The sequence below is a fragment of the Campylobacter sp. 2014D-0259 genome (genome assembly GCF_008000505.1).
In the GTDB taxonomy this organism is placed as follows: Bacteria; Campylobacterota; Campylobacteria; order Campylobacterales; family Campylobacteraceae; genus Campylobacter_D; species Campylobacter_D jejuni.
The window spans coordinates 348371-372207 of record NZ_VOAQ01000024.1 but is presented as its reverse complement, the minus strand read 5'-3'; the positions used below and the strand labels follow the sequence as shown (position 1 = coordinate 372207).

At 29.9% G+C, this 23837-nt stretch carries 20 protein-coding genes, 1 tRNA gene and 2 pseudogenes; 13 read left to right on the top strand and 10 right to left on the bottom strand.

Annotation, left to right across the window (positions count from 1 at the left end; genetic code table 11):
- Nucleotides 1-3: 3 nt before the first annotated feature.
- Nucleotides 4-93, top strand: a tRNA-Ser gene (locus SR63_RS06495).
- A 208-nt stretch (nucleotides 94-301) separates the two neighbouring features.
- Here the strand turns inward: SR63_RS06495 and SR63_RS06490 are convergent.
- The 8 genes and pseudogenes from SR63_RS06490 to SR63_RS06455 all read right to left on the bottom strand — a co-directional run bounded on the left by SR63_RS06490 (nucleotide 302) and on the right by SR63_RS06455 (nucleotide 6263).
- On the bottom strand, nucleotides 302-583 hold the full coding sequence (locus SR63_RS06490; RefSeq protein ID WP_002866775.1) for a type II toxin-antitoxin system RelE/ParE family toxin: 282 nt from the start codon (nucleotides 581-583) through the stop codon (nucleotides 302-304).
- Nucleotides 584-805, bottom strand: coding sequence for a hypothetical protein (locus SR63_RS06485; RefSeq protein ID WP_002853781.1), 222 nt, complete (start codon nucleotides 803-805; stop codon nucleotides 584-586).
- A 155-nt stretch (nucleotides 806-960) separates the two neighbouring features.
- Nucleotides 961-1952, bottom strand: a pseudogene (gene ceuB / locus SR63_RS06480) (enterochelin ABC transporter substrate-binding protein CeuB).
- A 12-nt stretch (nucleotides 1953-1964) separates the two neighbouring features.
- Nucleotides 1965-2720, bottom strand: a complete 756-nt coding sequence (locus SR63_RS06475; RefSeq protein WP_002866772.1) for an ABC transporter ATP-binding protein — start codon at nucleotides 2718-2720, stop codon at nucleotides 1965-1967.
- Complete coding sequence (locus tag SR63_RS06470) at nucleotides 2717-3655, bottom strand: iron chelate uptake ABC transporter family permease subunit (protein WP_002866771.1); 939 nt, start codon at nucleotides 3653-3655, stop codon at nucleotides 2717-2719. Before SR63_RS06470 ends, SR63_RS06475 begins: the two co-directional genes overlap by 4 nt.
- Entirely contained in the window at nucleotides 3648-4616 is a 969-nt protein-coding gene (locus SR63_RS06465) for an ABC transporter permease (RefSeq protein ID WP_022552384.1), read from the bottom strand. Before SR63_RS06465 ends, SR63_RS06470 begins: the two co-directional genes overlap by 8 nt.
- 85 nt (nucleotides 4617-4701) lie before the next feature.
- Nucleotides 4702-5691: a phospholipase A gene (locus SR63_RS06460; protein ID WP_022552383.1), complete on the bottom strand. Its 990-nt coding sequence runs from the start codon at nucleotides 5689-5691 to the stop codon at nucleotides 4702-4704.
- Nucleotides 5688-6263, bottom strand: a complete 576-nt coding sequence (locus tag SR63_RS06455) for a molybdenum cofactor guanylyltransferase (protein WP_022552382.1) — start codon at nucleotides 6261-6263, stop codon at nucleotides 5688-5690. Before SR63_RS06455 ends, SR63_RS06460 begins: the two co-directional genes overlap by 4 nt.
- Nucleotides 6264-6324: 61 nt before the next feature.
- Between SR63_RS06455 and SR63_RS06450 the strand changes: the two genes are divergently transcribed.
- From SR63_RS06450 to SR63_RS06395, 12 genes are all read left to right on the top strand, one after another.
- On the top strand, nucleotides 6325-7632 hold the full coding sequence (locus SR63_RS06450) for an NFACT RNA binding domain-containing protein (RefSeq protein WP_147498406.1): 1308 nt from the start codon (nucleotides 6325-6327) through the stop codon (nucleotides 7630-7632).
- Nucleotide 7633: 1 nt separating this feature from the next.
- Nucleotides 7634-7972: a hypothetical protein gene (locus SR63_RS06445; protein ID WP_022552380.1), complete on the top strand. Its 339-nt coding sequence runs from the start codon at nucleotides 7634-7636 to the stop codon at nucleotides 7970-7972.
- A gap of 8 nt (nucleotides 7973-7980) precedes the next feature.
- Complete coding sequence (locus SR63_RS06440) at nucleotides 7981-8706, top strand: phosphatidate cytidylyltransferase (RefSeq protein WP_002858027.1); 726 nt, start codon at nucleotides 7981-7983, stop codon at nucleotides 8704-8706.
- The gene (gene dxr / locus SR63_RS06435) at nucleotides 8703-9773 is read left to right on the top strand and encodes a 1-deoxy-D-xylulose-5-phosphate reductoisomerase (protein WP_052776152.1); all 1071 of its coding nucleotides are present in this window, start codon (nucleotides 8703-8705) and stop codon (nucleotides 9771-9773) included. The genes SR63_RS06440 and dxr overlap by 4 nt, the downstream gene beginning before the upstream one ends.
- Before the next feature lies 1 nt (nucleotide 9774).
- Entirely contained in the window at nucleotides 9775-11169 is a 1395-nt protein-coding gene (locus SR63_RS06430) for a M99 family carboxypeptidase catalytic domain-containing protein (RefSeq protein ID WP_052777897.1), read from the top strand.
- Entirely contained in the window at nucleotides 11166-12173 is a 1008-nt protein-coding gene (tsaD, locus tag SR63_RS06425; protein WP_052785486.1) for a tRNA (adenosine(37)-N6)-threonylcarbamoyltransferase complex transferase subunit TsaD, read from the top strand. The genes SR63_RS06430 and tsaD overlap by 4 nt, the downstream gene beginning before the upstream one ends.
- Nucleotides 12174-12689 carry a type II secretion system protein gene (locus SR63_RS06420; protein WP_147498405.1) on the top strand — a complete coding sequence of 172 codons (516 nt, stop codon included), beginning with the start codon at nucleotides 12174-12176 and terminating at the stop codon, nucleotides 12687-12689. It abuts the gene before it with no gap.
- The gene (locus SR63_RS06415) at nucleotides 12689-13930 is read left to right on the top strand and encodes a DUF2920 family protein (protein WP_052785485.1); all 1242 of its coding nucleotides are present in this window, start codon (nucleotides 12689-12691) and stop codon (nucleotides 13928-13930) included. The genes SR63_RS06420 and SR63_RS06415 overlap by 1 nt, the downstream gene beginning before the upstream one ends.
- 11 nt (nucleotides 13931-13941) lie before the next feature.
- Complete coding sequence (locus tag SR63_RS06410) at nucleotides 13942-15774, top strand: motility associated factor glycosyltransferase family protein (RefSeq protein WP_075888389.1); 1833 nt, start codon at nucleotides 13942-13944, stop codon at nucleotides 15772-15774.
- Nucleotides 15771-17588 (top strand): motility associated factor glycosyltransferase family protein, encoded by a 1818-nt coding sequence (locus SR63_RS06405; protein ID WP_111947112.1) that lies wholly within the window; start codon nucleotides 15771-15773, stop codon nucleotides 17586-17588. The genes SR63_RS06410 and SR63_RS06405 overlap by 4 nt, the downstream gene beginning before the upstream one ends.
- 96 nt (nucleotides 17589-17684) lie before the next feature.
- Nucleotides 17685-19415 carry a flagellin A gene (locus SR63_RS06400; RefSeq protein WP_075888387.1) on the top strand — a complete coding sequence of 577 codons (1731 nt, stop codon included), beginning with the start codon at nucleotides 17685-17687 and terminating at the stop codon, nucleotides 19413-19415.
- Nucleotides 19416-19586: 171 nt separating this feature from the next.
- On the top strand, nucleotides 19587-21317 hold the full coding sequence (locus SR63_RS06395; protein WP_147498404.1) for a flagellin A: 1731 nt from the start codon (nucleotides 19587-19589) through the stop codon (nucleotides 21315-21317).
- 31 nt (nucleotides 21318-21348) lie between these two features.
- Here SR63_RS06395 and SR63_RS06390 read toward each other — a convergent pair whose 3' ends face one another.
- Nucleotides 21349-23235, bottom strand: a complete 1887-nt coding sequence (locus SR63_RS06390; protein ID WP_075888386.1) for a motility associated factor glycosyltransferase family protein — start codon at nucleotides 23233-23235, stop codon at nucleotides 21349-21351.
- Nucleotides 23232-23837, bottom strand: a pseudogene (locus SR63_RS06385) (motility associated factor glycosyltransferase family protein); the annotation flags it as partial. The pseudogene SR63_RS06385 and the gene SR63_RS06390, both read right to left, overlap by 4 nt.

Below are 23837 nucleotides of genomic sequence, written 5' to 3'. Positions count from 1 at the left end.
ATTGGACAGATGGGTGAGCGGCTGAAACCACACCCCTGCTAAGGGTGCAGATCTTAACGGGTCTCGAGGGTTCAAATCCCTCTCTGTCCGCCACTAAAACTTTCTTGAAAATTCCAAGTATTTATATATCAACATTATATATTTGAAAAAAAAGAATAATCTAGAACTATAATAAATAAATATTATTCTAAAATTGGAAAATAATCCATTAGAAAATAAGATATTTTGGAATTATTTAAGAAATTAGATGAAAAAGAATGCTAATATGGAAGTAAGAATTCTAAAAAAATAAAATATAAAATCAATCCCAAAGATTACTTTTATATATGCCTAAAATCACAATTTCATTTTTACTTTTATCGATAAGATAAGGGATAATATAACCTTTAAAAATCAAATCTCTTATATTTTCATTATCAAAAGACAAAGATTTTCTATTTTTATAAGGCATAAAAGAAAGATTTTTACAAATTGAATTAATATCATTAAGAAATTCTTTAGCATAAAAAGAACTATCTAATTTTATAAAATTAACAATATGCCTAAGCTCATTTTTAAATTTAGGAGTTGGAACAATTTTCATTTATTCTAAATCTTTTCTAATATCATTAAAAGTTTCATCAAAATCTAAAGTCTTTAATTTATCTTGCTTGTAAAGTTCTATATCCTTTTTATAACCATCAATTCTTATTTTATGTTCTAAATAACTTAAAGCAAGTTCTAAAACTTCTTTTTCACTTAAATTGTTATCTTTACAATAATTGGTTAAAAAATGTTGAGTTTCTTTTGAAAATTCTAAGTTCATTTGTTACTCCTTTTTAAAGATTTATTATAACATAAAAACATTTTTTATTTAAAAAAAGGGTTCAAATCCCTCTCTGTTCGCCACTAAAACTTTCTTGAAAATCCCAAATATTTTATTAAGTATTAAAGCAAGAGACTAGCCCTTGCGAAGTTATATTATTTTACAGCGTTTTTGATTTCTAAAATCATAGTTTTTAAAGACTCTAGTCCATTTCCACTTGCTAAATACCAGTATTCTGGATCAAGATAGATGATTTTTTTGTTTTGTGCTGCTTTGGTTTTAGCGACAAGCGCATTATCGAGTATGCCTTGAGCCCGTTCTTTGTTGCCTACAATGATATTTCTATCAATAACAAAAATATAATCAGGATTTTTTTCTAATATAAATTCAGAATTGATACTTTTACCGTGAGTGCCTACTTTTATATTCTCATCTACCGCGTTAATCCCTAAAACGTCGTGAATAATCCCAAAGCGAGATTGAGGGCCAAAGGCTGAAATTTTGTTAGAATTTGTAAGAATAATAAGAGCTTTTTTATCTTCATCAACTATGCTTTTGGCTTTTTCAATTTCATTTTTAATATCTGAAATTTTTTCCAAAGCTTCTTTTTCTAAACCATAAAGTTTTGCAACGCTTAAGACATTGTTTTCAAAAGAGCTTAAAAAATTTGCATTATCAAGACCTACAAATAAAGTTGGAGCTATTTCTTTTAATTTGTCATAAAATTTACTTTGGCGTCCAGAAATGATGATAAGATCAGGTTTTAAAGCATTAATGGCTTCAAAATCAACTTGTTGTACTCCACCTACACTAGGTTTGTTTTTAAATTGTTGTAGGTATTTTGGTAAATTTTTAGCAGGAACGCCCGCGACTTTATCGTTTAATTTTAAAGCATCAAAAGTATCTAAAATTCCAAGATCTAAGATCACTACCTTAGAAGGATTTTTAGGGATTTTATTTTCTCCTAGGCTATCCTTCACTAAAAAACTATCACCCTCATCACTCATGCTAATAGGCAAAACTTTCATCGTAGCAGTGTTGGTTTTTGTTGTAGAACTTGCGTTGTTTTCATTTGAATTTGAATTACAAGCTGTTAAGATTAGACTTAAAAAAATGCAAAAAATGCAAAAACTAAAGATTTTTTCATATTTTCTCCTTTTTAAAAATAAATACAAATTTTCTTACCATCAATTTGACTTACAGGTATATCCATATCATAAATTTGTTTTAAATTTTCTTGATTGATGATTTCATCTTTTGAGCCTTGTTTTAAAAGCTTCCCATCTTTTAAGGCTATGATTTCATCAGAATAAATCGAAGCAAAATTAATATCATGTAATACAACAGCTATACTTTTGTTAAAGTCTTTGACTAAATTTTTCATTAGTTGCATGATTTGTACACTATGCTTCATATCAAGATTGTTTAAAGGTTCATCAAACATTATAAATTCAGTATCTTGAGCGATGATCATGGCTATAAAAGCTCTTTGTTTTTGTCCGCCGCTTAATGTATCTAAAAATTCATTTCTTAAGTTGCTAAGCCCCATGTATTCTAAAGCTTCATTGATTTTGATTTTATCGTTTGCATTAAGTCTTCCTTGAGAATGTGGAAAACGCCCAAAAGCGACTAATTCTTCAACTTTTAATCTTAAATTGATATTGTTTTGTTGTTTGAGAATGGAAATTTTTTGTGCTAAGATTTGCTCTTTATAGTCTTTTAATTTCATTCCATCGATATAAATTTCTCCACTACTAGGTTTTATTAAACGACTTGCTAGAGCTAAAAGAGTGGATTTTCCAGCGCCATTGGCTCCTATTATAGAAGTGATTTTGCCTTTATGAAAATCAAGGCTAAGATCTGAAATAATGGCTTTATTATCATAAAATTTGGTGATATTTTTTAGTTTAATCATAATTTATTACCCTTTAATACAAGATAGATAAAATATATCCCACCTAAGAAATTAATAACTACGCTTATAGTGGCATTATAATCAAAAACTCTAGAGACAAAAAATACCCCTCCAAGTAAAGCTAAAATGCTAATGAGTATGCAAGCGCTTAGTAAAATACTATGCTTTGCAGTTTTAAATAGCTCATAAGTGATATTTGCCACCAAAAGCCCCAAAAAGGTTATAGGACCTACAAGTGCAGTGCTAATAGAAGTTAAAATAGCTATGATAATCATCAATTGTTTTGAAATTTTTTGATAATTTATCCCTAAATTTATCGCTAAATCTTTGCCTAAATTTAAAGGATCTAAAAATTTCATATAGCGAAAAATCCATATAAAACTTAAAAAGCTAATGATATAAGCAAGAATTAAAATATCAAAAGCAATATTATCAAAACTAGCAAACATTCTTCCTTGTATTACCATGAATTCATCAGGATCGATTAATACTTCAAAAAAAGAGCTTAAAGTGCTAAAAAGTGTTCCAAAAACTAAGCCTAAAAGCATTATAAGATAAATACTTCTATCGCTACTAAATAAAATTTTATAAAGTCCTAGTGAAAAAACCACCATACAAACTAGAGTGATTAAAAAATTGATATCGTTTTTATAAACACTTAAATTAGCTGCACCAAAAGAAAAGATAAGAGCACTTTGAAGTAACATATATAAAGAATCTAATCCTATGATAGCAGGGGTTAGAATTTTGTTGTTGCATAAAGTTTGAAAAATCACTGTTGAAACAGCGATGCAAATAGCTACTATAATAATAGCTGCAATTTGTAAAAAACGACTTTTTAAGGCATACTCATCAAAGCCATTTAAACCCACAAGTATAAAAATCCCTATCATACCAAGTGTTAAAAAGCTCAAAATCAGCATTTTTTTACGCATAAACTTTCCTTTTTAGCAAAAGAAAGATAAAGATTAAAGATCCTAAAACACCTGTAGTGATACTTAAAGGCATTTCAAAAGGAAAGATGACAAGTCTTGAAATGATATCGCAAACAAGTAAAAACAAAGCTCCACAAAGTGCTATATAGATAAGATTTTTTCTAAGATTATCACCTAGATAAAGAGCTACTAAATTTGGGATAATTAGCCCTAAAAAAGGGATAATCCCAACGCTTACAATCACTAAACTAGTGATAATGCTTACAATCATCAAGCCTAAAAATAATATACCATTATAAGAAATTCCAAGATTTAAAGCTACATCTTCGCCCATGCCAACTATGGTAATTTTATGAGCTAAAAAATAAGCAAGTATAAAAAGTGGTAAAGAAATGTAGAGCAATTCATAATTTCCCTGCATAACATTTGCCATACTGCCTTGTAGCCAACCTTGGATATTTTGTATATAATTTAAAGCATAGGCAAAAAAAGTGGTTATAGCACTAATAATACCTCCAAACATCAAGCCTATCAAAGGTACAAAAATCACATCTTTGAGTTTGATTTTTCTTAAAATTTGGATAAATATAAAAGAACCCAAAAGTGCAAATATAGAAGCAATGATAGCTTGAGTGAAAAAAGACGCTCCAGCAAAAAATATTAAAGAAATAAGTATGCCAAATTTAGCACAATCCATGGTCCCTGCTGTAGTTGGGGAAACGAATTTATTTTGCGTGAGTTGTTGCATGATAAGCCCACATATACTAAGACTCATTCCTGTGAGTAAAATTGCTATAAGTCTAGGAATTCTTGTGAGAGTTATGATTTCTAGTTGAGTGGAGTTAAGATTAAGAATATCTTTTACATTGATACTGATAACTCCTATAAATAAACTTATCATTCCAAAAAATAAAAGTAAAGCTATAAGCACTTTTAAACTCAATATATGCTTAAAAAACAAATCTTTCCTTATAGTAATAATAATTATCAAAAATGAAATTGTAATGAAATTTGTTTTAAGAAATGATAAAACTACAAAGGATATTTTAGTAAGAAATCAAAAATCCAGTGGAAAGTCTTTGCAAGTGTTTGTTATAGTCTATAAGGCTTTCTCCATAGCCATTAAAGTATTGTAAATACCAATAAATTCCGTTATTAAAAATATCATATCCTAGATCAACCTGTATAGCACCTTTGTTATCGTGGAATTTAAGATTATTTCTTAGCATAAGATTGATAAAATAATCATCGCCCAAATACGCTAAATTCACATCAAAAATTCCCATATAATGCAAGATAGCAGGATTATCATCATCTTTTTTGCTTTCAGGAATTCTATACCAAAGGCGTGGAACAAATAAAAATTTATTATATAAAATAGCCGTAGATACATAAATTCTATTCCATGAGCGAGATTGTAAATTCTCATCTCCCTTGCCATTGCTTTCATGCAATATACCTACGCGTAGATTGTTAAAAAATTCATAATCTTTAAGATACAAAGGAAAATCTATAAAAAATTCTGGTTGATAGTTGGTTTCTCTAAAAGGAGAAGAATGCTCATAAATTTGCCACCAAGAAGTTTGAGTATAGGCTATATAATATTTTTCATCTAGCCCTAGTAAATTTTCAAAAAGTCTTTTTTTAACACTAAGTTGGAATTTCGCCTCACTCTTATTATTATTTACTCCTAAAGAATTAAAACTATAAGCAAAAGGTAAAAAATAATTCATCTTATAAGAGCTAATGCCAAGGGGATTAAAGCTTTCATTTTCACCAAGATAATTAGCCAAAGCTAAGCGAGAAAAGTCTTGTTTTTCTTCTTTTTTTATAGTGATAGAATTTTGCGTTTGTGTTGCTTTGCTTGAGTTATTTTGTTCTTGAGAAATCAAAACAGATGAATTTTTTAAAGCGAGTTTTTTGTAAATTTCCATAGCTTTTTTATAATCGCCTTGTTTTTCATACTCTAAAGCTTGTTGTAAATCACTAGCCCATATAAAAACGCATAAGCTTAAAAATAAAGCAATTTTTCTCATTTTAACTCGCTTTTAAATTTTTCATATTCTTCATAAAAATTAAGATTTAAAAAAGCATCTTCATCTTCAAATTCTACAAATTTGGTTTTAATCTCAGAAAATAAAAGTCCTATTTTTTGTTCATTTTTTTCTAAGAAATTTTTACAAGTTTGAGCTAAAGAGCTGTGATAAAAGCCACATAAGGGATGTGTATGTAAAGGGGTTTTGGCTATGATTATTTTATAGTTTTGTTCTAAAAAAGGAAGCATTTTTAAAAGCTCATTTTCACCTACTTTAGGACTATCTACACTTAAAACAAAAACAAATTCATTTTTAAAATTTGAAAGTATAGAGTAAAGCGCAAGCATAGGAGAGTAAACTTCAAATTCTAAAGAATCTTTTATCAAGCTAAAATGGTTTTCAAATTTGTCTTCTTTCGCACTCACATAGACATTTTTAAAAATTTTAGAAAATTTCTCTACTTGAAATTGAGTTAAATTTTGATTTTTAAGAATCAATTTGCTTTTATCTTGTCCCATACGACTAGATTTGCCACCACATAAAATCACGCAATTTAGCTCATTAAGCTGCACAAATTTCCTTTTTTAATGTAATTCTACCACAAATTCGCCAAAATATTTTATAATTTCTTTTATGAAATACACAGAACTTTTACAATTGCAAACTTTTTTTTCTCAGTTTAAAAAAATCGATTTTATCAAGCGTATCAATGACAATATTTTGGAATTAAGCTTTGATAGAAAAAGATTTATTTTTGATCTTACTCGTGCAATGAGTGCGATTTATACAGCTAAATTTAATGCAAAAAATTATAATGCACCTTTTGATTTTATGCTTAAAAAGTATTTTAGCAATGCTTTTATAAAGGAAGTTAAAGTCCTTGAAGGCAATCGTATTTTATGTTTTAGCGTAAAAGCTAATAAGGCTTATAAAAGCTATGAGAGCAAGATTTATTTTGAATTTACGGGTAAAAATACCAATGTTATTCTTACAGATAAAAAAAAATTGATCATAGAGGCTTTAAGGCATATTGATAAAAGTTATCGTGTTGTAAAACCTAATGTGATTTTAGAGCCTTTAAAGCCTTATAAAATGGATGAAAATTTTGAGGAAATCAAAGACTTTGCAGATTATTTTTCTCGCAAATTTACAAGCATTTATGAGAGTAAAATCAAACAAATAAAAAATTTAAAACTTGCACAAGTAGATAAAAAAATACAAAATTTACAAGAACTTTTTTCTAGTCTAGATGAAGAAAATTCTTTACTCTTAAAAGCTTTAGAATACAGAAAAAGGGCTGATGTATTGTTTGCAAATTTGAGTGTTTTAAAAGATTATGAAAGGGAATTTAAGCTTGATGATTTTGAAGGCAAAGAGCTTGAATTTAAGCTTGAATTTAGTCCTAAGCAAAGTGCTAATTTATATTATAAAAATGCCAAAAAATTAGAACAAAAAGCTAAAAATTTAAACATACAAAGGCAAAATTTAAAAGAAAAGTTAGATTTTACCTTGAGTTTGAAAGAATTATTGCTTCAAGCTAAGAGTGAGATAGAGCTTGAAATTTTACTACCTAAAAAAAATAGCAAAAAAAATCAAGATTATAAACAAGAAGATCTTGTGGCAAATTTTTATTACAATGAGTTTAAAATTTGTGTGGGTAAAAATGAAAAAGGCAATGAATTTTTACTTAAAAATGCTAAAAAAGATGATTTGTGGCTTCATGTAAGGGATATTCCTAGCGCACATACTTTGATTGTATCAAACAAGCAAAAAATCAGCCTCGATGTGATAGAATTTGCTGCAAGGCTTTGTGTAAGCTTTTCTAAGTTAAAGAAAGGTTCGTATTGGGTCGATTATACCTTAAAAAATTTTGTTAAGGTTCAGCAAAAGGCGTTTGTAAATTATACAAATTTTAAAAGTATTAATATCACAAAGGATTAAAATGCCAGTTAGCCCTTTAGGAAATATCAATTATATAAATCAGAATATGGCTTATCCAGCTACACAAGCAAGCAATGAGCTTGCAAAAGAAGGTTTTGCAGCTACGCTAAATATGGCTGAATTTAATGAAAAAGAAAAAACTTTAAACAAGCTTGAAAAAGTCAATGAGACTCATGAAATCAAAGAAGAGATCAAAGAAAAAGCCGAACAAGAAGAAAAAAAGAAAAAACACAATCAAGAAGCTAAAACCAGCGATAATGAGAAAAATGAAGAAGATGAGTCTAAAGATCCAAATTTTAAAGACGCACAAAGCATTCATCGCCTAGATATTAGTATATAAGGAAAAATATGTTTAATACAACTAGAATTATTTCAGCTCTTGTGATGATAGGGGCTATTATTATTATCGCGTTGATTGATCAATTTTTTATCAATTTTATCGTTTTTGCGGTTTTATTGTATTTATCTTTTAGTGAAGCAAAAAAACTTTTTGCTTTAGAAAATATTTCTATTATCCCTTTGGCTATAGCTTTTATTTTGGGAAGTTTATCGCATAAAGCTTTGCTTTTTGGGATTTTAGCTTTGTTATTAGTCGTTGGATATTTGGTTTATAAAAAGGCTTCCTTAAAACCAGCTCTTATTTATATTTATCCTAGTTTGCCTATTTTAGCACTTTGGCAAGTGTATTTAGATCAGGGTATGTTTGCGCTTTTTTGGCTTATCATTATCGTTGCAGCTTGCGATAGTGGGGCGTATTTTATCGGAAAACTTATGGGTAAAACTCCTTTTTCTCCAACAAGTCCAAACAAAACCTTAGAAGGTGTTATAGGTGGCTTGATTTGTGCGAGTGTTATTGGAACTATTTTGGGAATTTTTGTTTATAGTTTTTGGCTTTCTTTACTTTGTTCGTTTTTTGTAGCGATTTTTGCAGTGATTGGAGATTTGTTTGAGAGTTATTTTAAAAGAGAAGCAGGTGTAAAAGATAGTGGAGATCTTATCCCTGGTCATGGGGGCGTGCTCGATAGAATCGATGCAGTGATCATTGCTGCTTTTGTGATGGTTACTTTTTTATGATACTTTTTGGAAGCACGGGCAGCATAGGAATAAACGCTCTTAAACTTGCTGCTTTAAAAAACATTCGTATTTCTGCTTTAGCTTGTGGGGATAATATCGCTCTTTTAAATGAACAAATCGCAAGGTTTAAACCCAAATTTGTTGCCATAAAAGATTCAAAAAATAAGCATTTAGTTAAACACGATAGGGTTTTTATAGGGCAAGAAGGTTTAGAGCAAATTTTAACAGAATGTCAAGATAAGCTTTTACTCAATGCCATTGTAGGTTTTGCAGGACTTAAAAGCACTTTAAAGGCTAAAGAGCTTGGCAAAAGCATAGCTTTAGCTAACAAAGAAAGTCTTGTAGTAGCTGGGAGTTTTTTGAAAGGGGCTAAATTTTTACCCGTTGATAGTGAGCATGCAGCTTTAAAATTTTTACTCGAAGGTAAAAAAAATATAGCAAAACTTTATATCACAGCAAGCGGCGGAGCTTTTTATAAGTATAAAATCAAAGATTTAAATCAAGTCAGTGTCAAAGATGCTTTAAAACATCCTAATTGGAACATGGGAGCAAAGATCACTATAGATAGTGCGACTATGGCAAATAAGCTTTTTGAGATTATAGAGGCTTATCATTTATATGATTTTAAAGAAATTGATGCTTTAATAGAACCAAGATCTTTAGTGCATGCAATGTGTGAATTTAAAAATGGAGCTAGCACGGCGTATTTTTCAAAAGCAGATATGAAACTAGCTATTTCAGATGCTATATTTGAAAAACAAGATACGCCTATTTTAGAGGCTATTGATTTTAGCAAAATACCTGCTTTAAAATTTCATCCAATCAGCACAAAAAAATATCCTATTTTTAAGCTTAAAAATGCATTTTTAAAAGAGCCAAATTTAGGTGTTATCATCAATGCTGCTAATGAAGTTGGTGTTTATAATTTTTTAGAAAATAAAAGTGGATTTTTAGATATCACTAAATGCATTTTTAAAGCCCTTGATCATTTTGGAGTGCCTAAAATTTCAAGTATAGAAGAGGTTTTTGAGTATGATTTTAAAACAAGAGAGTATTTAAGGAGTTAAAATGAAAATTTTTTTAACAATTTTATTTTTTATAACAAGCATTTTTGCTTTAGAGCTAGACTTTAGCGTAGGAGAAAATGGAAAAAGTCTAGATGATAATAATACAGTTTTAATTTTTGGTGGAATTCAAGGTGATGAGCCTGGTGGATTTCATGCGGCAAGTTTGCTTTTGAGTGATTATAATATCACCAAGGGTAAGATTATAGTGGCTCCAAATTTAGCTTTTGATAGCATTATCAAGCGTTCGCGTGGGAATAATGGGGATTTAAACCGTAAATTTGCAAGCATTAGCCCAAAGGATCCTGATTATAAAACCGTACAACGCATTAAAGAGCTTATTTTACTTCCTGAAGTTAGTATGGTGATCAATCTTCACGATGGTTGGGGTTTTTATAAACCTACTTATATTGATGCGATGCAAAATCCTAAGCGTTGGGGAAATTCAAGCGTGATTGACACAAGTGAAATCAATGCAAGCAAATACCCTGATCTTGAAAATATCGCCACTCAAACCGTAAATAGTGTCAATTCTTCACTTGCTGATCCAAAGCATGCTTATCATCTTAAAAACACCAAAACCCAAGAGCTTGGCGATACGGAAATGCTTAAAGCTTTAACTTATTTTGTGATTTCAAATCACAAAGCTGCTTTTGCAAATGAAGCGAGTAAAAATCTGCCTGTAAATTTAAGAGCTTATTATCATCTTTTGGCAATTGAAAATTATTTAAAAACTGCAGGAATTGAATTTAGCAGAGATTTCGAACTCACTCCAAAAGGGGTTGATAAAGCCATAAACCGAGAGCTTGAAGTGAAGCTTTTTAATGATAGAATTTTACTTTCTTTAAAAAATCCAAGAAAGGTTATCAACTATGTGCCTTTTCCGGTAAATAAAGAGTTAAATTATAACACAAGCAATGAACTTACGGCTGTTATCGCAGAAGGAAATTCTTTTTATATCCAGTATGGCAATCGTTTTCAAACAAGATTATATCCTGAGTATTTAGAATTTAGCGATGCTTTTAATGAAGTGACCTTTCAAGTTGATGGCAATGAAACCACCGTTCCTTTTGGAACCAAGGTAAAAGTAAAAGAGAATTTTCTTATCCCAAAGATAGCTAATGTGCGCGTAAATATCATAGGCTTTGATCATGGAAAAGATGAAAGTGGTATTTTAGTTCATAAAAAAAATATGCAAACACAATATTCTTTAGATATGGCAGGTAAAATTTATAGAGTGGAATTTTATGAGTTAAGAGGGGCAAATTTGCAACAACTTTTAGAAGCAAATACCAATAGCAAGTTGATCAAAAATGCTAAAAATTTGGATTTAAACACTCTTAAAGTGGCAAGATCAAAAGATAAATTCTTAGGTTCTATTTTAGTGGAATTTGAATGAAAAATCTTATCCTAGCTATAGAAAGTTCTTGTGATGATAGTTCTATAGCTATCATTGATAAAAATACATTAGAATGTAAATTTCATAAAAAAATTTCCCAAGAATTAGAGCATAGCATCTATGGGGGAGTGGTGCCTGAACTTGCTGCAAGACTTCATAGCGAGGCTTTGCCAAAGATACTTAAGCAAAGTAAAAAATATTTTAAAAATCTTTGTGCCATAGCTGTGACAAATGAACCTGGGCTTAGCGTTTCTTTGCTCAGTGGAATTTCTATGGCAAAAACCTTAGCAAGTGCTCTAAATTTACCCTTAATCCCTATAAATCATCTTAAAGGTCATATTTATAGTCTTTTTTTAGAGGAAAAAATTTCTTTAGATATGGGAATTTTGCTTGTTAGTGGTGGGCACACTATGGTGCTTTATCTTAAAGATGATGCAAGTTTAGAGCTTGTAGCAAGTACAAATGATGATAGCTTTGGAGAAAGTTTTGATAAAGTGGCTAAAATGATGAATTTAGGTTATCCTGGTGGGGTCATCATAGAAAATTTAGCAAAAAACGCCAAACTTAAAAATATCTCTTTTAATATACCTTTAAAGCATTCTAAAGAACTCGCTTATAGTTTTTCAGGGCTTAAAAATGCAGTGCGTTTGGAAATTTTAAAGCATGAAAATTTAAGCGATGATATAAAAGCAGAAATAGCTTATGCCTTTGAAAATACAGCTTGTGATCATATCATGGATAAATTAGAAAAAATTTTTAATCTTTATAAATTTAAAAATTTTGGCGTTGTAGGTGGAGCTAGTGCAAATCTTAACTTGCGTTCGCGTTTGCAAAATTTATGTCAAAAATATAATGCAAATTTAAAACTAGCTCCTTTAAAATTCTGCTCTGATAATGCTTTGATGATAGCAAGAGCTGCGGTTGATGCTTATGAAAAAAAGGAATTTGTAAGCATAGAAGAAGATATTTTAAGCCCTAAAAATAAAAATTTTTCAAGGATATAGATGAAAAAAGCTTTTACCATATTAGAACTTGTTTTTGTGATTGTTATTTTAGGAATTTTAGCGGCTATTGCTTTACCAAAAATGAGTTCAAGTAAGGATGAAGCTGAAGTTAGTAAGTCTTTAAATAACCTTAAAACTTTGATCAATGATATAAGCATTTATACTTTAAAAAATGATCATTTAAGATCTATAAAAACGATGAGTAATGTAAGCGGGATTGAAAATGTCGATCTTGGCAATTTTAATGGCGCAAAAGAAGTAAATTTTCGCGTAGGCGATGATAAAGAATGCTTAAAACTTGTTTTTGTAAATAAAGCTGATTTTATACTCATGGGAATTTCAAGCAATGAAGCAAGTAAAAATGCTATCATCAACGCAGTCAATCAAAGCCATGAAGATTTAGAAAATATAGACTTTACAAGCTCTTCTAGCAATAAAGCTTGTGTGATTTTAAGCAAGAATGAAAATTTTAAAAACCTAGCGAGTAAAACTTATCTTTTAATAGGGGGAATGTAATGATAGTGAGTAAAACTTATGAGATTGACTCTTGTGATGATGTAGAACTTGATATAAAAAGAGAATCAAAGCTTGAATTTAAGCTTTGGTATGATGATGAAAAAACACCTGAAGCCTTGGTGTTTGTGGTGCAAGGTATGGGCGATGATATATCATCGATCCAATATGTTGGTGATTATATGGTAAGGCAATTTAATACTGCTGTAGTTGGAGTAAATTATCATTGTATTGGTAATCGTCCTCAAACTGGATCAACTTTTTATTTAGATGATATAGACAAGCTTATTTTAAAAGTAAGTTGTGAAGCTGCGGATATCAAGCTTCCTTATGATGTTGATAAAATTCAAGATTATAAACAAATGAGTGAGATTTTTCATTTTGTAAATAATCAAATAGTTGAAGGCAAGCAAAAAGGTAATTTTACACCAAATTATTTTTTAAATTTACATGTGAGTTTACAACCTGCAAAAAACGAATATCAAAATTTTGGGATTATGCAAGCTCAAGATCTTTTAAATGTTGCACTTTATCTTAAGAAAAATACTCCTTTTGATACTATGGGGGGGGGTATACCAGTTATCATGATAGGGGGTTCTCACGGGGGATATTTAGCACATTTGGCGGCTAAGATTGCACCTTGGTTAATAGATGGAGTGTTGGATAATTCTGCATACGCTAAGTTTTTATGGAGAGTTGTAGGTTTTGGAAAGGAAATAGATTTTATGCAGTATAGCGAATTTGCTACTTTTGATTTTTTTCATCATATTAAAACACATTGTTCGACAAAAACTTTTTGGACAAGTAATTCTTCATCGCCTTGTTTTTTTTCTCCCGCAAGAAGAAAAATTCGAAATCTTTTAGAGGAAGATCATCTTTTAGAACAATCAAAATATTTAAAAACTTGCTTTATAAGTTATCATTCGTTATATGATGAGTATGTTTCTTTAAAAGAAAAAACTATGCTTTATGAAGAGCTTGAGAAACTTGGCTTTGATGCAACTTTGTGTTCTGTTACTAAAGAATCTCAAGTTGATGGAAAATTTATTAAAAACTTAAATCATGGCATGGGAATTCCAGTAAAACTTTTGATTAAAAAAGAACTTCCTTTAATGTTAGAAAAAATAAAACAAAATCTAAAAAAAGATTATAAAGAAAAATGTATCTCTTATCCTTGTGAGGATTTGTTGTATCAATTTAGCGAAAAAGATGACAAAATATTGTTAAAGATAGATAAAATTTAAGGAAAACTTTCATGACCATACTAGAAAAAAACATACAAGCTTTATTAAGTGGGGTAAATGAACCCTTAGGAAATAAACTTTTAAATTTCATACAAAATAAAACTTGCTCTCGTTTTAATATAGATGAAAATTTAAATATCTATGATAAAACTCATAATGTTTTTATGTATGAAAACTTAGAAGAAGAAATAAATTTTTTCTATCAAAGTATTTTAGAAAAAACTCCTAGATATCCTTTTATATGTATTTATGGCATAGGCAATGCTTTACTGATTAAAAATTTAGCTAAACACTATAAACATCTTTTTGTATTTGAAAGTGAAATAGAACTTTTTATCCTAGCTTTAAGTACACTGGATTTGAGTGAAGAGCTTTGTAGTGGAAAAATTTATCTTGTGGATATCGAAGAAGAAAGAGTGGATATTCAACTGCTTATACTTTTTGATATGAAGGATATGTTTGAGTATCTAAGTTTATATGAAATGTTTTTCAATGCTTCTTATTATCTTCGTTTTTATGAAAAACAAATTTTGTTTTTAAATGAAATGTGTTTAAAAACCATAGGAGTAGCAGTAAGAAATGCTGATATTTCTTGTTTTTTGCCTTTATTGACTTATGAGCAGTTTTTACAAAACATCCCTTCTATGCTTGAAAGTATTCCTTTTCAAAGAATCTTAAGTGAAAGAAAAAACAAATTTGAAAATGCTATAGTAGTTTCTGCAGGACCTAGTTTAGCTAAACAACTTTCTTTGCTTAAAGTTTATCAAGATAAAGCAGTGATATTTTGTGCTGATGGAGCTTTAAGTATGCTTGAGAAAGAAGGCATAGCGCCTGATTATGTTACCAATTTAGACTATAGTGATTGGCCAATAAAATTTTTTCAAAATAAAGAAAATTTAAAACAAAGCATTATCGCTCTTGAGTGTGCTACGCATCCTAATGTCGTGTATAATTTAAAGGCTGAAAACTGTATGATTGTTTTAAGAAATAAAGCCCTTTACCAACGCTTCAATCTTAATGATTTTGGCTATATAGATACAGGCACTCATGTAAGTCATTTTTCTTATACCTTAGCTTTGGCTTTAGGATTTAAAAATATTATTATGATAGGACAAGATTTAGCTTTTGATGAAAAAGGAAATTCGCATTCAAAAGGTTTTAGTTACGGGGAAAAATATGAAGGAGGGGCTAATATAGATAAATTTAAAATCCCAGCTTATGCAGGTAAAGGAGAAGTTTTAACCCATATTGCTTGGAATGATTATCGCACAAAACTTGAATATCTTTTTGCTTGTAATAATCAAAAGGCTAAATTTTACAATGCCACCGAAGGTGGAGCAAGGATTAATTTCACTGAAGAACTTTCCTTTAAAGAATGTTGTGAAAAACTCCTTACAAAAGAAAAACCCAAATTTGATATTCCAAAAAGTTTAACTAAAAATAGAAGTGATAAACTACTAGCTAAATTCAAAGAAAAAATACAAAAAGATCAAGATAGTGCTAAAAGATTTTTAGACGATGCTTTAGCTTTAAAACAAATTTTAGAAAATATACTCAGCAAAGATTTTATTTTACCTTTGGAATTTTTAGAAAAAGTTTATCAAAATATAGAAAATTTTAATCACTCTTTAGATGAAGATGAGTTTATACAGGATGAAGTTTTAAGAGGGGCTTTTGCTTATCGTGGAAAAATGATTGCTGATGTATTAAAACTTCATATCAAAGATAAAATACATTTTATCACATCTTACATCAAGGCTTACCATGAATGGTTGCTTTATTTTATAGAAAAATTAGAGCAAAAAATAAATATTATTATAAATTTTCCTAAGGAACTTCCATGAATTTGCTAGAAAAAAACATACAAGCTTTATTAAGTGGGGTAAATGAACCCTTAGGAAATAAACTTTTAAATTTCATACAAAATAAAACTTGCTCTCGTTTTAATATAGATGAAAATTTAAATATCTATGATAAAACTCATAATGTTTTTATGTATGAAAACTTAGAAGAAGAAATAAATTTTTTCTATCAAAGTATTTTAGAAAAAACTCCTAGATATCCTTTTATATGTATTTATGGCATAGGCAATGCTTTACTGATTAAAAATTTAGCTAAACACTATAAACATCTTTTTGTATTTGAAAGTGAAATAGAACTTTTTATCCTAGCTTTAAGTACACTGGATTTGAGTGAAGAGCTTTGTAGTGGAAAAATTTATCTTGTGGATATCGAAGAAGAAAGAGTGGATATTCAACTGCTTATACTTTTTGATATGAAGGATATGTTTGAGTATCTAAGTTTATATGAAATGTTTTTCAATGCTTCTTATTATCTTCGTTTTTATGAAAAACAAATTTTGTTTTTAAATGAAATGTGTTTAAAAACCATAGGAGTAGCAGTAAGAAATGCTGATATTTCTTGTTTTTTGCCTTTATTGACTTATGAGCAGTTTTTACAAAACATCCCTTCTATGCTTGAAAGTATTCCTTTTCAAAGAATCTTAAGTGAAAGAAAAAACAAATTTGAAAATGCTATAGTAGTTTCTGCAGGACCTAGTTTAGCTAAACAACTTTCTTTGCTTAAAGTTTATCAAGATAAAGCAGTGATATTTTGTGCTGATGGAGCTTTAAGTATGCTTGAGAAAGAAGGCATAGCGCCTGATTATGTTACCAATTTAGACTATAGTGATTGGCCAATAAAATTTTTTCAAAATAAAGAAAATTTAAAACAAAGCATTATCGCTCTTGAGTGTGCTACGCATCCTAATGTCGTGTATAATTTAAAGGCTGAAAACTGTATGATTGTTTTAAGAAATAAAGCCCTTTACCAACGCTTCAATCTTAATGATTTTGGCTATATAGATACAGGCACTCATGTAAGTCATTTTTCTTATACCTTAGCTTTGGCTTTAGGATTTAAAAATATTATTATGATAGGACAAGATTTAGCTTTTGATGAAAAAGGAAATTCGCATTCAAAAGGTTTTAGTTACGGGGAAAAATATGAAGGAGGGGCTAATATAGATAAATTTAAAATCCCAGCTTATGCAGGTAAAGGAGAAGTTTTAACCCATATTGCTTGGAATGATTATCGCACAAAACTTGAATATCTTTTTGCTTGTAATAATCAAAAGGCTAAATTTTACAATGCCACCGAAGGTGGAGCAAGGATTAATTTCACTGAAGAACTTTCCTTTAAAGAATGTTGTGAAAAACTCCTTACAAAAGAAAAACCCAAATTTGATATTCCAAAAAGTTTAACTAAAAATAGAAGTGATAAACTACTAGCTAAATTCAAAGAAAAAATACAAAAAGATCAAGATAGTGCTAAAAGATTTTTAGACGATGCTTTAGCTTTAAAACAAATTTTAGAAAATATACTCAGCAAAGATTTTATTTTACCTTTGGAATTTTTAGAAAAAGTTTATCAAAATATAGAAAATTTTAATCACTCTTTAGATGAAGATGAGTTTATACAGGATGAAGTTTTAAGAGGGGCTTTTGCTTATCGTGGAAAAATGATTGCTGATGTATTAAAACTTCATATCAAAGATAAAATACATTTTATCACATCTTACATCAAGGCTTACCATGAATGGTTGCTTTATTTTATAGAAAAATTAGAGCAAAAATACAAGTCTTTGTCAAAAGTATGAAATTTTATTGCTAAAGTATAAAATATTTTTTTGATTGCACGATATAGGATTTAACAAGTTCATGGATGAGCTTGAATTTTTTTAAAAGGATTTAAAATGGGATTTCGTATTAACACAAACGTTGCAGCATTAAATGCAAAAGCAAACTCTGATCTAAACAGCAAAGCATTAGATCAATCACTTGCAAGACTTAGTTCAGGTCTTAGAATCAACTCCGCAGCAGATGATGCTTCAGGGATGGCGATAGCAGATTCTTTGCGTTCACAAGCTTCTACTTTGGGTCAAGCTATATCAAATGGTAACGATGCTTTAGGTATCTTACAAACTGCAGATAAAGCTATGGATGAGCAACTTAAGATCTTAGATACTATTAAAACTAAAGCAACTCAAGCAGCTCAAGATGGGCAAAGCTTAAAAACAAGAACTATGCTTCAAGCAGATATCAACCGCTTGATGGAAGAACTTGATAATATCGCAAATACCACTTCATTTAATGGTAAACAACTTTTAAGTGGAAATTTTATCAATCAAGAATTTCAAATCGGTGCAAGTTCAAATCAAACTGTAAAGACTACTATAGGAGCAACCCAATCTTCTAAAATCGGTTTAACACGCTTTGAAACAGGAGGAAGAATTTCTGAAAGCGGTGAAGTGCAATTTACTTTGAAAAACTATAACGGTATAGATGATTTTAAATTCCAAAAAGTTGTGATTTCAACTTCAGTTGGAACAGGACTTGGGGCTTTAGCTGATGAAATAAATAAAAATGCTGATAAAACAGGTGTTAGGGCTACTTTTACAGTAGAAACTAGAGGTATGGGTGCAGTTAGAGAAGGTACAACTTCAGATGATTTTACTATCAACGGGGTAAAAATCGGTAAAGTAGAATATAAAGATGGCGATAGCAATGGTGCTTTGGTTGCTGCGATCAACTCTGTAAAAGACACTACAGGAGTAGAAGCTTCTATAGATGAAAATGGTAAACTTTTGCTCACTTCAAGAGAAGGTAGAGGGATTAAAATTGAAGGTGATATAGGCAGAGGTGCTTTTATTAATCCAAATATGAAAGAAAATTACGGTCGCTTATCTTTAGTAAAAAATGATGGTAAAGATATTTTAATTAGTGGAACAGGATTAACTGCTACTGGATTTGGTGTAAATAGTTTCATTTCGCAAGCTTCTGTTTCTCTAAGAGAATCAAAAGGTCAAATTGATGCTAATGTTGCCGATGCCATGGGATTTAACTCAGTTGATAAAGGAAATATTTTAGGTGGTAATTTTTCTTCGGTTAGTTCTTATATGAGTAGTGCTGGAAGTGGATTTTCTTCAGGTTCGGGTTTTTCTGTAGGTAGCGGTAAAAATTATTCCACAGGTTTTGCAAATGTGGTTGTTGTATCAGCAATTTCTCAAATGTCCGCAGTTTATAATATTTCAGCTGGATCAGGTTTTTCTAGTCAAAGTGGATTATCTCAGTTTGCAACAATGAAAACTTCAGTTGGAAATACTCTTGGTGTAAAAGATGAAACAGCAGGTGTTACCACACTTAAAGGCGCTATGGCTGTGATGGATATAGCTGAAACAGCTATAACAAATCTTGATCAAATCAGAGCCGACATTGGTTCAGTGCAAAATCAAATCACATCAACTATAAATAACATCACTGTAACTCAAGTAAATGTTAAATCAGCAGAATCTCAAATCAGAGATGTAGACTTTGCAGCTGAGAGTGCAAACTATTCTAAGGCAAATATCCTAGCTCAAAGTGGTTCATATGCTATGGCTCAAGCAAATTCTAGTCAACAAAATGTTTTAAGATTATTGCAATAGTTAGACTTAAACTACTCTATATTCTTTTAAGAATGCTGTGATACATACAAATCCAAGCCTAGTTTAAATACTAGGCTTTTTATTTCTTAAGCTTTAAATTTTTTGATTAACTAAAACTTGGAACACTTCTTGCTTTAATCTTTTCGATGCAATATTTTGAAAGGATTTAAAATGGGTTTTAGGATAAACACCAACATCGGTGCATTAAATGCACATGCAAATTCAGTTGTTAATGCTAGAGAACTGGATAAGTCTTTAAGTAGACTTAGTTCAGGTCTTAGAATCAACTCCGCAGCAGATGATGCTTCAGGGATGGCGATAGCAGATTCTTTGCGTTCACAAGCAGCTACTTTAGGTCAAGCTATATCAAATGGTAACGATGCCATAGGTATCTTACAAACTGCAGATAAAGCTATGGATGAGCAACTTAAGATCTTAGATACTATTAAAACTAAAGCAACTCAAGCAGCTCAAGATGGGCAAAGCTTAAAAACAAGAACTATGCTTCAAGCAGATATCAACCGCTTGATGGAAGAACTTGATAATATCGCAAATACCACTTCATTTAATGGTAAACAACTTTTAAGTGGAAATTTTATCAATCAAGAATTTCAAATCGGTGCAAGTTCAAATCAAACTGTAAAGACTACTATAGGAGCAACCCAATCTTCTAAAATCGGTTTAACACGCTTTGAAACAGGAGGAAGAATTTCTGAAAGCGGTGAAGTGCAATTTACTTTGAAAAACTATAACGGTATAGATGATTTTAAATTCCAAAAAGTTGTGATTTCAACTTCAGTTGGAACAGGACTTGGGGCTTTAGCTGATGAAATAAATAAAAATGCTGATAAAACAGGTGTTAGGGCTACTTTTACAGTAGAAACTAGAGGTATGGGTGCAGTTAGAGAAGGTACAACTTCAGATGATTTTACTATCAACGGGGTAAAAATCGGTAAAGTAGAATATAAAGATGGCGATAGCAATGGTGCTTTGGTTGCTGCGATCAACTCTGTAAAAGACACTACAGGAGTAGAAGCTTCTATAGATGAAAATGGTAAACTTTTGCTCACTTCAAGAGAAGGTAGAGGGATTAAAATTGAAGGTGATATAGGCAGAGGTGCTTTTATTAATCCAAATATGAAAGAAAATTACGGTCGCTTATCTTTAGTAAAAAATGATGGTAAAGATATTTTAATTAGTGGAACAGGATTAACTGCTACTGGATTTGGTGTAAATAGTTTCATTTCGCAAGCTTCTGTTTCTCTAAGAGAATCAAAAGGTCAAATTGATGCTAATGTTGCCGATGCCATGGGATTTAACTCAGTTGATAAAGGAAATATTTTAGGTGGTAATTTTTCTTCGGTTAGTTCTTATATGAGTAGTGCTGGAAGTGGATTTTCTTCAGGTTCGGGTTTTTCTGTAGGTAGCGGTAAAAATTATTCCACAGGTTTTGCAAATGTGGTTGTTGTATCAGCAATTTCTCAAATGTCCGCAGTTTATAATATTTCAGCTGGATCAGGTTTTTCTAGTCAAAGTGGATTATCTCAGTTTGCAACAATGAAAACTTCAGTTGGAAATACTCTTGGTGTAAAAGATGAAACAGCAGGTGTTACCACACTTAAAGGCGCTATGGCTGTGATGGATATAGCTGAAACAGCTACAACAAATCTTGATCAAATCAGAGCCGACATTGGTTCAGTGCAAAATCAACTTCAAGTGACTATAAACAACATTACCGTAACTCAAGTAAATGTTAAATCAGCAGAATCTCAAATCAGAGATGTAGACTTTGCAGCTGAGAGTGCAAATTTTTCTAAATATAACATCCTTGCGCAATCAGGTTCTTATGCTATGAGTCAGGCTAATGCAGTGCAGCAAAATGTTTTAAAACTTCTTCAATGATTTCTTAGATGCTTTTATGCATCTAAGATTTTTAAAGTGCTTTTTTCTTTTCTAAAAAGTCTTGCAAAGGTAAAATAGCGATTTTAAGTCTTTTATCTTGAGTTTCTAAAAGCTCTACGATATTTTCCATCAAAGATTCATGCGCATAAACCCAAGCAAAAAGTTTATTTTGTTTATCGGAATCATCTTTGATATCTTTAAGATATAAAGGTGTTAATATACTTTGTTCATGATGTAAAGTAGGGCCTAAAATTTCTTGTAAAAAGAGATATTTTTTATTTGAAAGTTTTTCTTTGATCTTATCTATATTTTGATTTATTTGTTCAAGAGAGAGTTTGTTCTTTCCATGGGTAAGATTGTGAATTTGTTTTTGAACTTTTTTGCATTCTTTTTTAAAATTTAAAGATAAATTCATATTTTTTTTGATTTTTTGATAGATTTTTAATCCAAGTTCTACTTGCTCTTTAGTATTTAAAACTTGTAATTTTTTAAATTTTTTATCTTTTTTATTTTCTAGTAAATTTTCGCAAAGTTCTTTAAAAGGTTTTTCTATAGCGCTTTCTATCCTAGCACCTCCTTCAGTGCAATTATAAGTTTTACTTTTGCTAAAAGCAATGAAATTTTCAAAAATTTGTCTAAAAAGTGTCCAAATTTCAGAACTTTGAACTTTTCCATTTCCTCCATAAGCTGTAGTGCTAAATCTATCTAAGTCCCTTTCATAGTCTCCATTGTGTAAATTAGCATGGATAAAACCTTGAGAGTGTGTTTGCCCATCTTTGGCATAAGCTAAATCCTGACCTATGAGAATGATGTTTTTATGTCCTAAATTTTCAGCCAGTTCATAAGCCATATGAGATACACTCATACCCGCGTTAATATATCCATAATCGTCTAGCTCCAAGTATCTAGCAAAAGGCTGGCCTTTTATGATTAACATATATTTTCTTTTATTTTTTTCAAGATAAGAAATGGTTTTTTTATGCACCAAAGAAGCTACTAGAAAAATGATGTCTTTATCAAAATCTTTAAAATCATTATTAAAACATTCAGCTACTATTTCATCGCGTTCCAACATACAAACATAATCAGGCTTTATACCATGTTTAGCTAAAATAGGATAAGAAGAATCTGCACAAAAAATTGTAGCTTTACTAGCATACTTTTTTAATAAAGGAAGTTGTTTAGTAAGAGATGGTCCTGTAGAAACAATGATAGCTGTATCACTTATACCCTTTCTTTTAGAAAGCAATTCTTTATAACTAGGATGAGTGATCATTTGAGAAAGATTATAAACAAATTGTTCTATACCTTGCATGGCATCTTTAGGATCATTACCATGCATAAGATTGTGATTTTTGATGATTTGCATGTTGAGTTTATTAAGTTTTAAAATATCTTCTTTATAGTGTTCATAAAAATCATTAGCAATGTGTAGGTTATAAGAACGATAAAACAAATCCCCTATCAAACGAAAAACTTTATCCATTTTAGGAAGATTAATATCGTCATGATGTAAAATAATGAGTCGCCCTAAGCTTAAATCTTTGCTAAAATCTATGAAATTTAAAGCTAAAAAGATAAGTTCTAATTCTTTTTCAAAGATGATTATTCTTTTAAGTGCTTGATTTTGAAGTAGAATTTTATATAAAATTCCATTTCCAAAACCATAAAAAAAAAGCACAGGATAGCGTGCAAAATCTTTAAAATATTCTAAATTTTTTTCAAGTTCTTTGATGGGATCTTGATACATTTTTTTTAAATTTCTTTTTTTTATGATATTGATATCAAGATTATCTTTTCCTTGAGTGAAAGTAAATTCTCTAAGCTCTTTTAGATCCTTAAGCTTTTTGCGTAAGTTGTTATACTCAAAACCGCTCAAAGCTTTTAAATTTTTGTTAAAATTATTTTCTTCTCTCACCTTCTCACCCTTTCCATCCATTTATCTAATTTTCTTTCTTTAATTTTTTCTTCTAAAGGAAGTATATTTTTAATCAAAGCATTTTCTTGTGCTTTAATATGTCCATAAACTAATTCCATAAATTCTAAATGTTCTTTTATCCAAAGAATATTTTTATTAAAAACATCTTCTTTAGTTTTAGGATTTAAAACATAAATTCTAGCAAGATTAAGTTCAAATTGGGTTAGCAAAGGACCTAAAATTTGTATCAGATCTTTTTGATTATTGTAAAGTTTGTCTATTTTGGTTTTGATTTTATCTATATCTTTAATGATTTCTTTAATCAAAATTTCGTTTTTTTGAGAATTTTGTAAATTTATAAAAGAGTTTTTTGTTTTATTATAAACTTTAATAAAATTATCGTTAAAATCTCTACAATGTTCAATACTTTTACAAACTTTATAATAAGCTTTAAGTAAAAACTCATTTTGTTTATTTAAACTTAAAGGTTCTAATTTCACAAAAGGTTTATTTAAATCTTTATCAAGTAAATTCTCACAAGCCCAAAGAAAAGGTTTTTCTATAGTTCCTTCTATCCTTGCTCCACCTTCGGTACAGTTGTA

Excerpts from the sequence above, each read along its gene's own strand:
- SR63_RS06490 (WP_002866775.1), bottom strand. The coding sequence starts at position 583 with ATGAAAATTGTTCCAACTCCTAAATTTAAAAATGAGCTTAGGCATATT.
- SR63_RS06485 (WP_002853781.1), bottom strand. The coding sequence starts at position 805 with ATGAACTTAGAATTTTCAAAAGAAACTCAACATTTTTTAACCAATTAT.
- SR63_RS06475 (WP_002866772.1), bottom strand. The coding sequence starts at position 2,720 with ATGATTAAACTAAAAAATATCACCAAATTTTATGATAATAAAGCCATT.
- SR63_RS06470 (WP_002866771.1), bottom strand. The coding sequence starts at position 3,655 with ATGCGTAAAAAAATGCTGATTTTGAGCTTTTTAACACTTGGTATGATA.
- SR63_RS06460 (WP_022552383.1), bottom strand. The coding sequence starts at position 5,691 with ATGAGAAAAATTGCTTTATTTTTAAGCTTATGCGTTTTTATATGGGCT.
- SR63_RS06450 (WP_147498406.1), top strand. The coding sequence starts at position 6,325 with ATGAAATACACAGAACTTTTACAATTGCAAACTTTTTTTTCTCAGTTT.
- SR63_RS06445 (WP_022552380.1), top strand. The coding sequence starts at position 7,634 with ATGCCAGTTAGCCCTTTAGGAAATATCAATTATATAAATCAGAATATG.
- SR63_RS06440 (WP_002858027.1), top strand. The coding sequence starts at position 7,981 with ATGTTTAATACAACTAGAATTATTTCAGCTCTTGTGATGATAGGGGCT.
- dxr (WP_052776152.1), top strand. The coding sequence starts at position 8,703 with ATGATACTTTTTGGAAGCACGGGCAGCATAGGAATAAACGCTCTTAAA.
- SR63_RS06430 (WP_052777897.1), top strand. The coding sequence starts at position 9,775 with ATGAAAATTTTTTTAACAATTTTATTTTTTATAACAAGCATTTTTGCT.
- tsaD (WP_052785486.1), top strand. The coding sequence starts at position 11,166 with ATGAAAAATCTTATCCTAGCTATAGAAAGTTCTTGTGATGATAGTTCT.
- SR63_RS06420 (WP_147498405.1), top strand. The coding sequence starts at position 12,174 with ATGAAAAAAGCTTTTACCATATTAGAACTTGTTTTTGTGATTGTTATT.
- SR63_RS06415 (WP_052785485.1), top strand. The coding sequence starts at position 12,689 with ATGATAGTGAGTAAAACTTATGAGATTGACTCTTGTGATGATGTAGAA.
- SR63_RS06410 (WP_075888389.1), top strand. The coding sequence starts at position 13,942 with ATGACCATACTAGAAAAAAACATACAAGCTTTATTAAGTGGGGTAAAT.
- SR63_RS06405 (WP_111947112.1), top strand. The coding sequence starts at position 15,771 with ATGAATTTGCTAGAAAAAAACATACAAGCTTTATTAAGTGGGGTAAAT.
- SR63_RS06400 (WP_075888387.1), top strand. The coding sequence starts at position 17,685 with ATGGGATTTCGTATTAACACAAACGTTGCAGCATTAAATGCAAAAGCA.
- SR63_RS06395 (WP_147498404.1), top strand. The coding sequence starts at position 19,587 with ATGGGTTTTAGGATAAACACCAACATCGGTGCATTAAATGCACATGCA.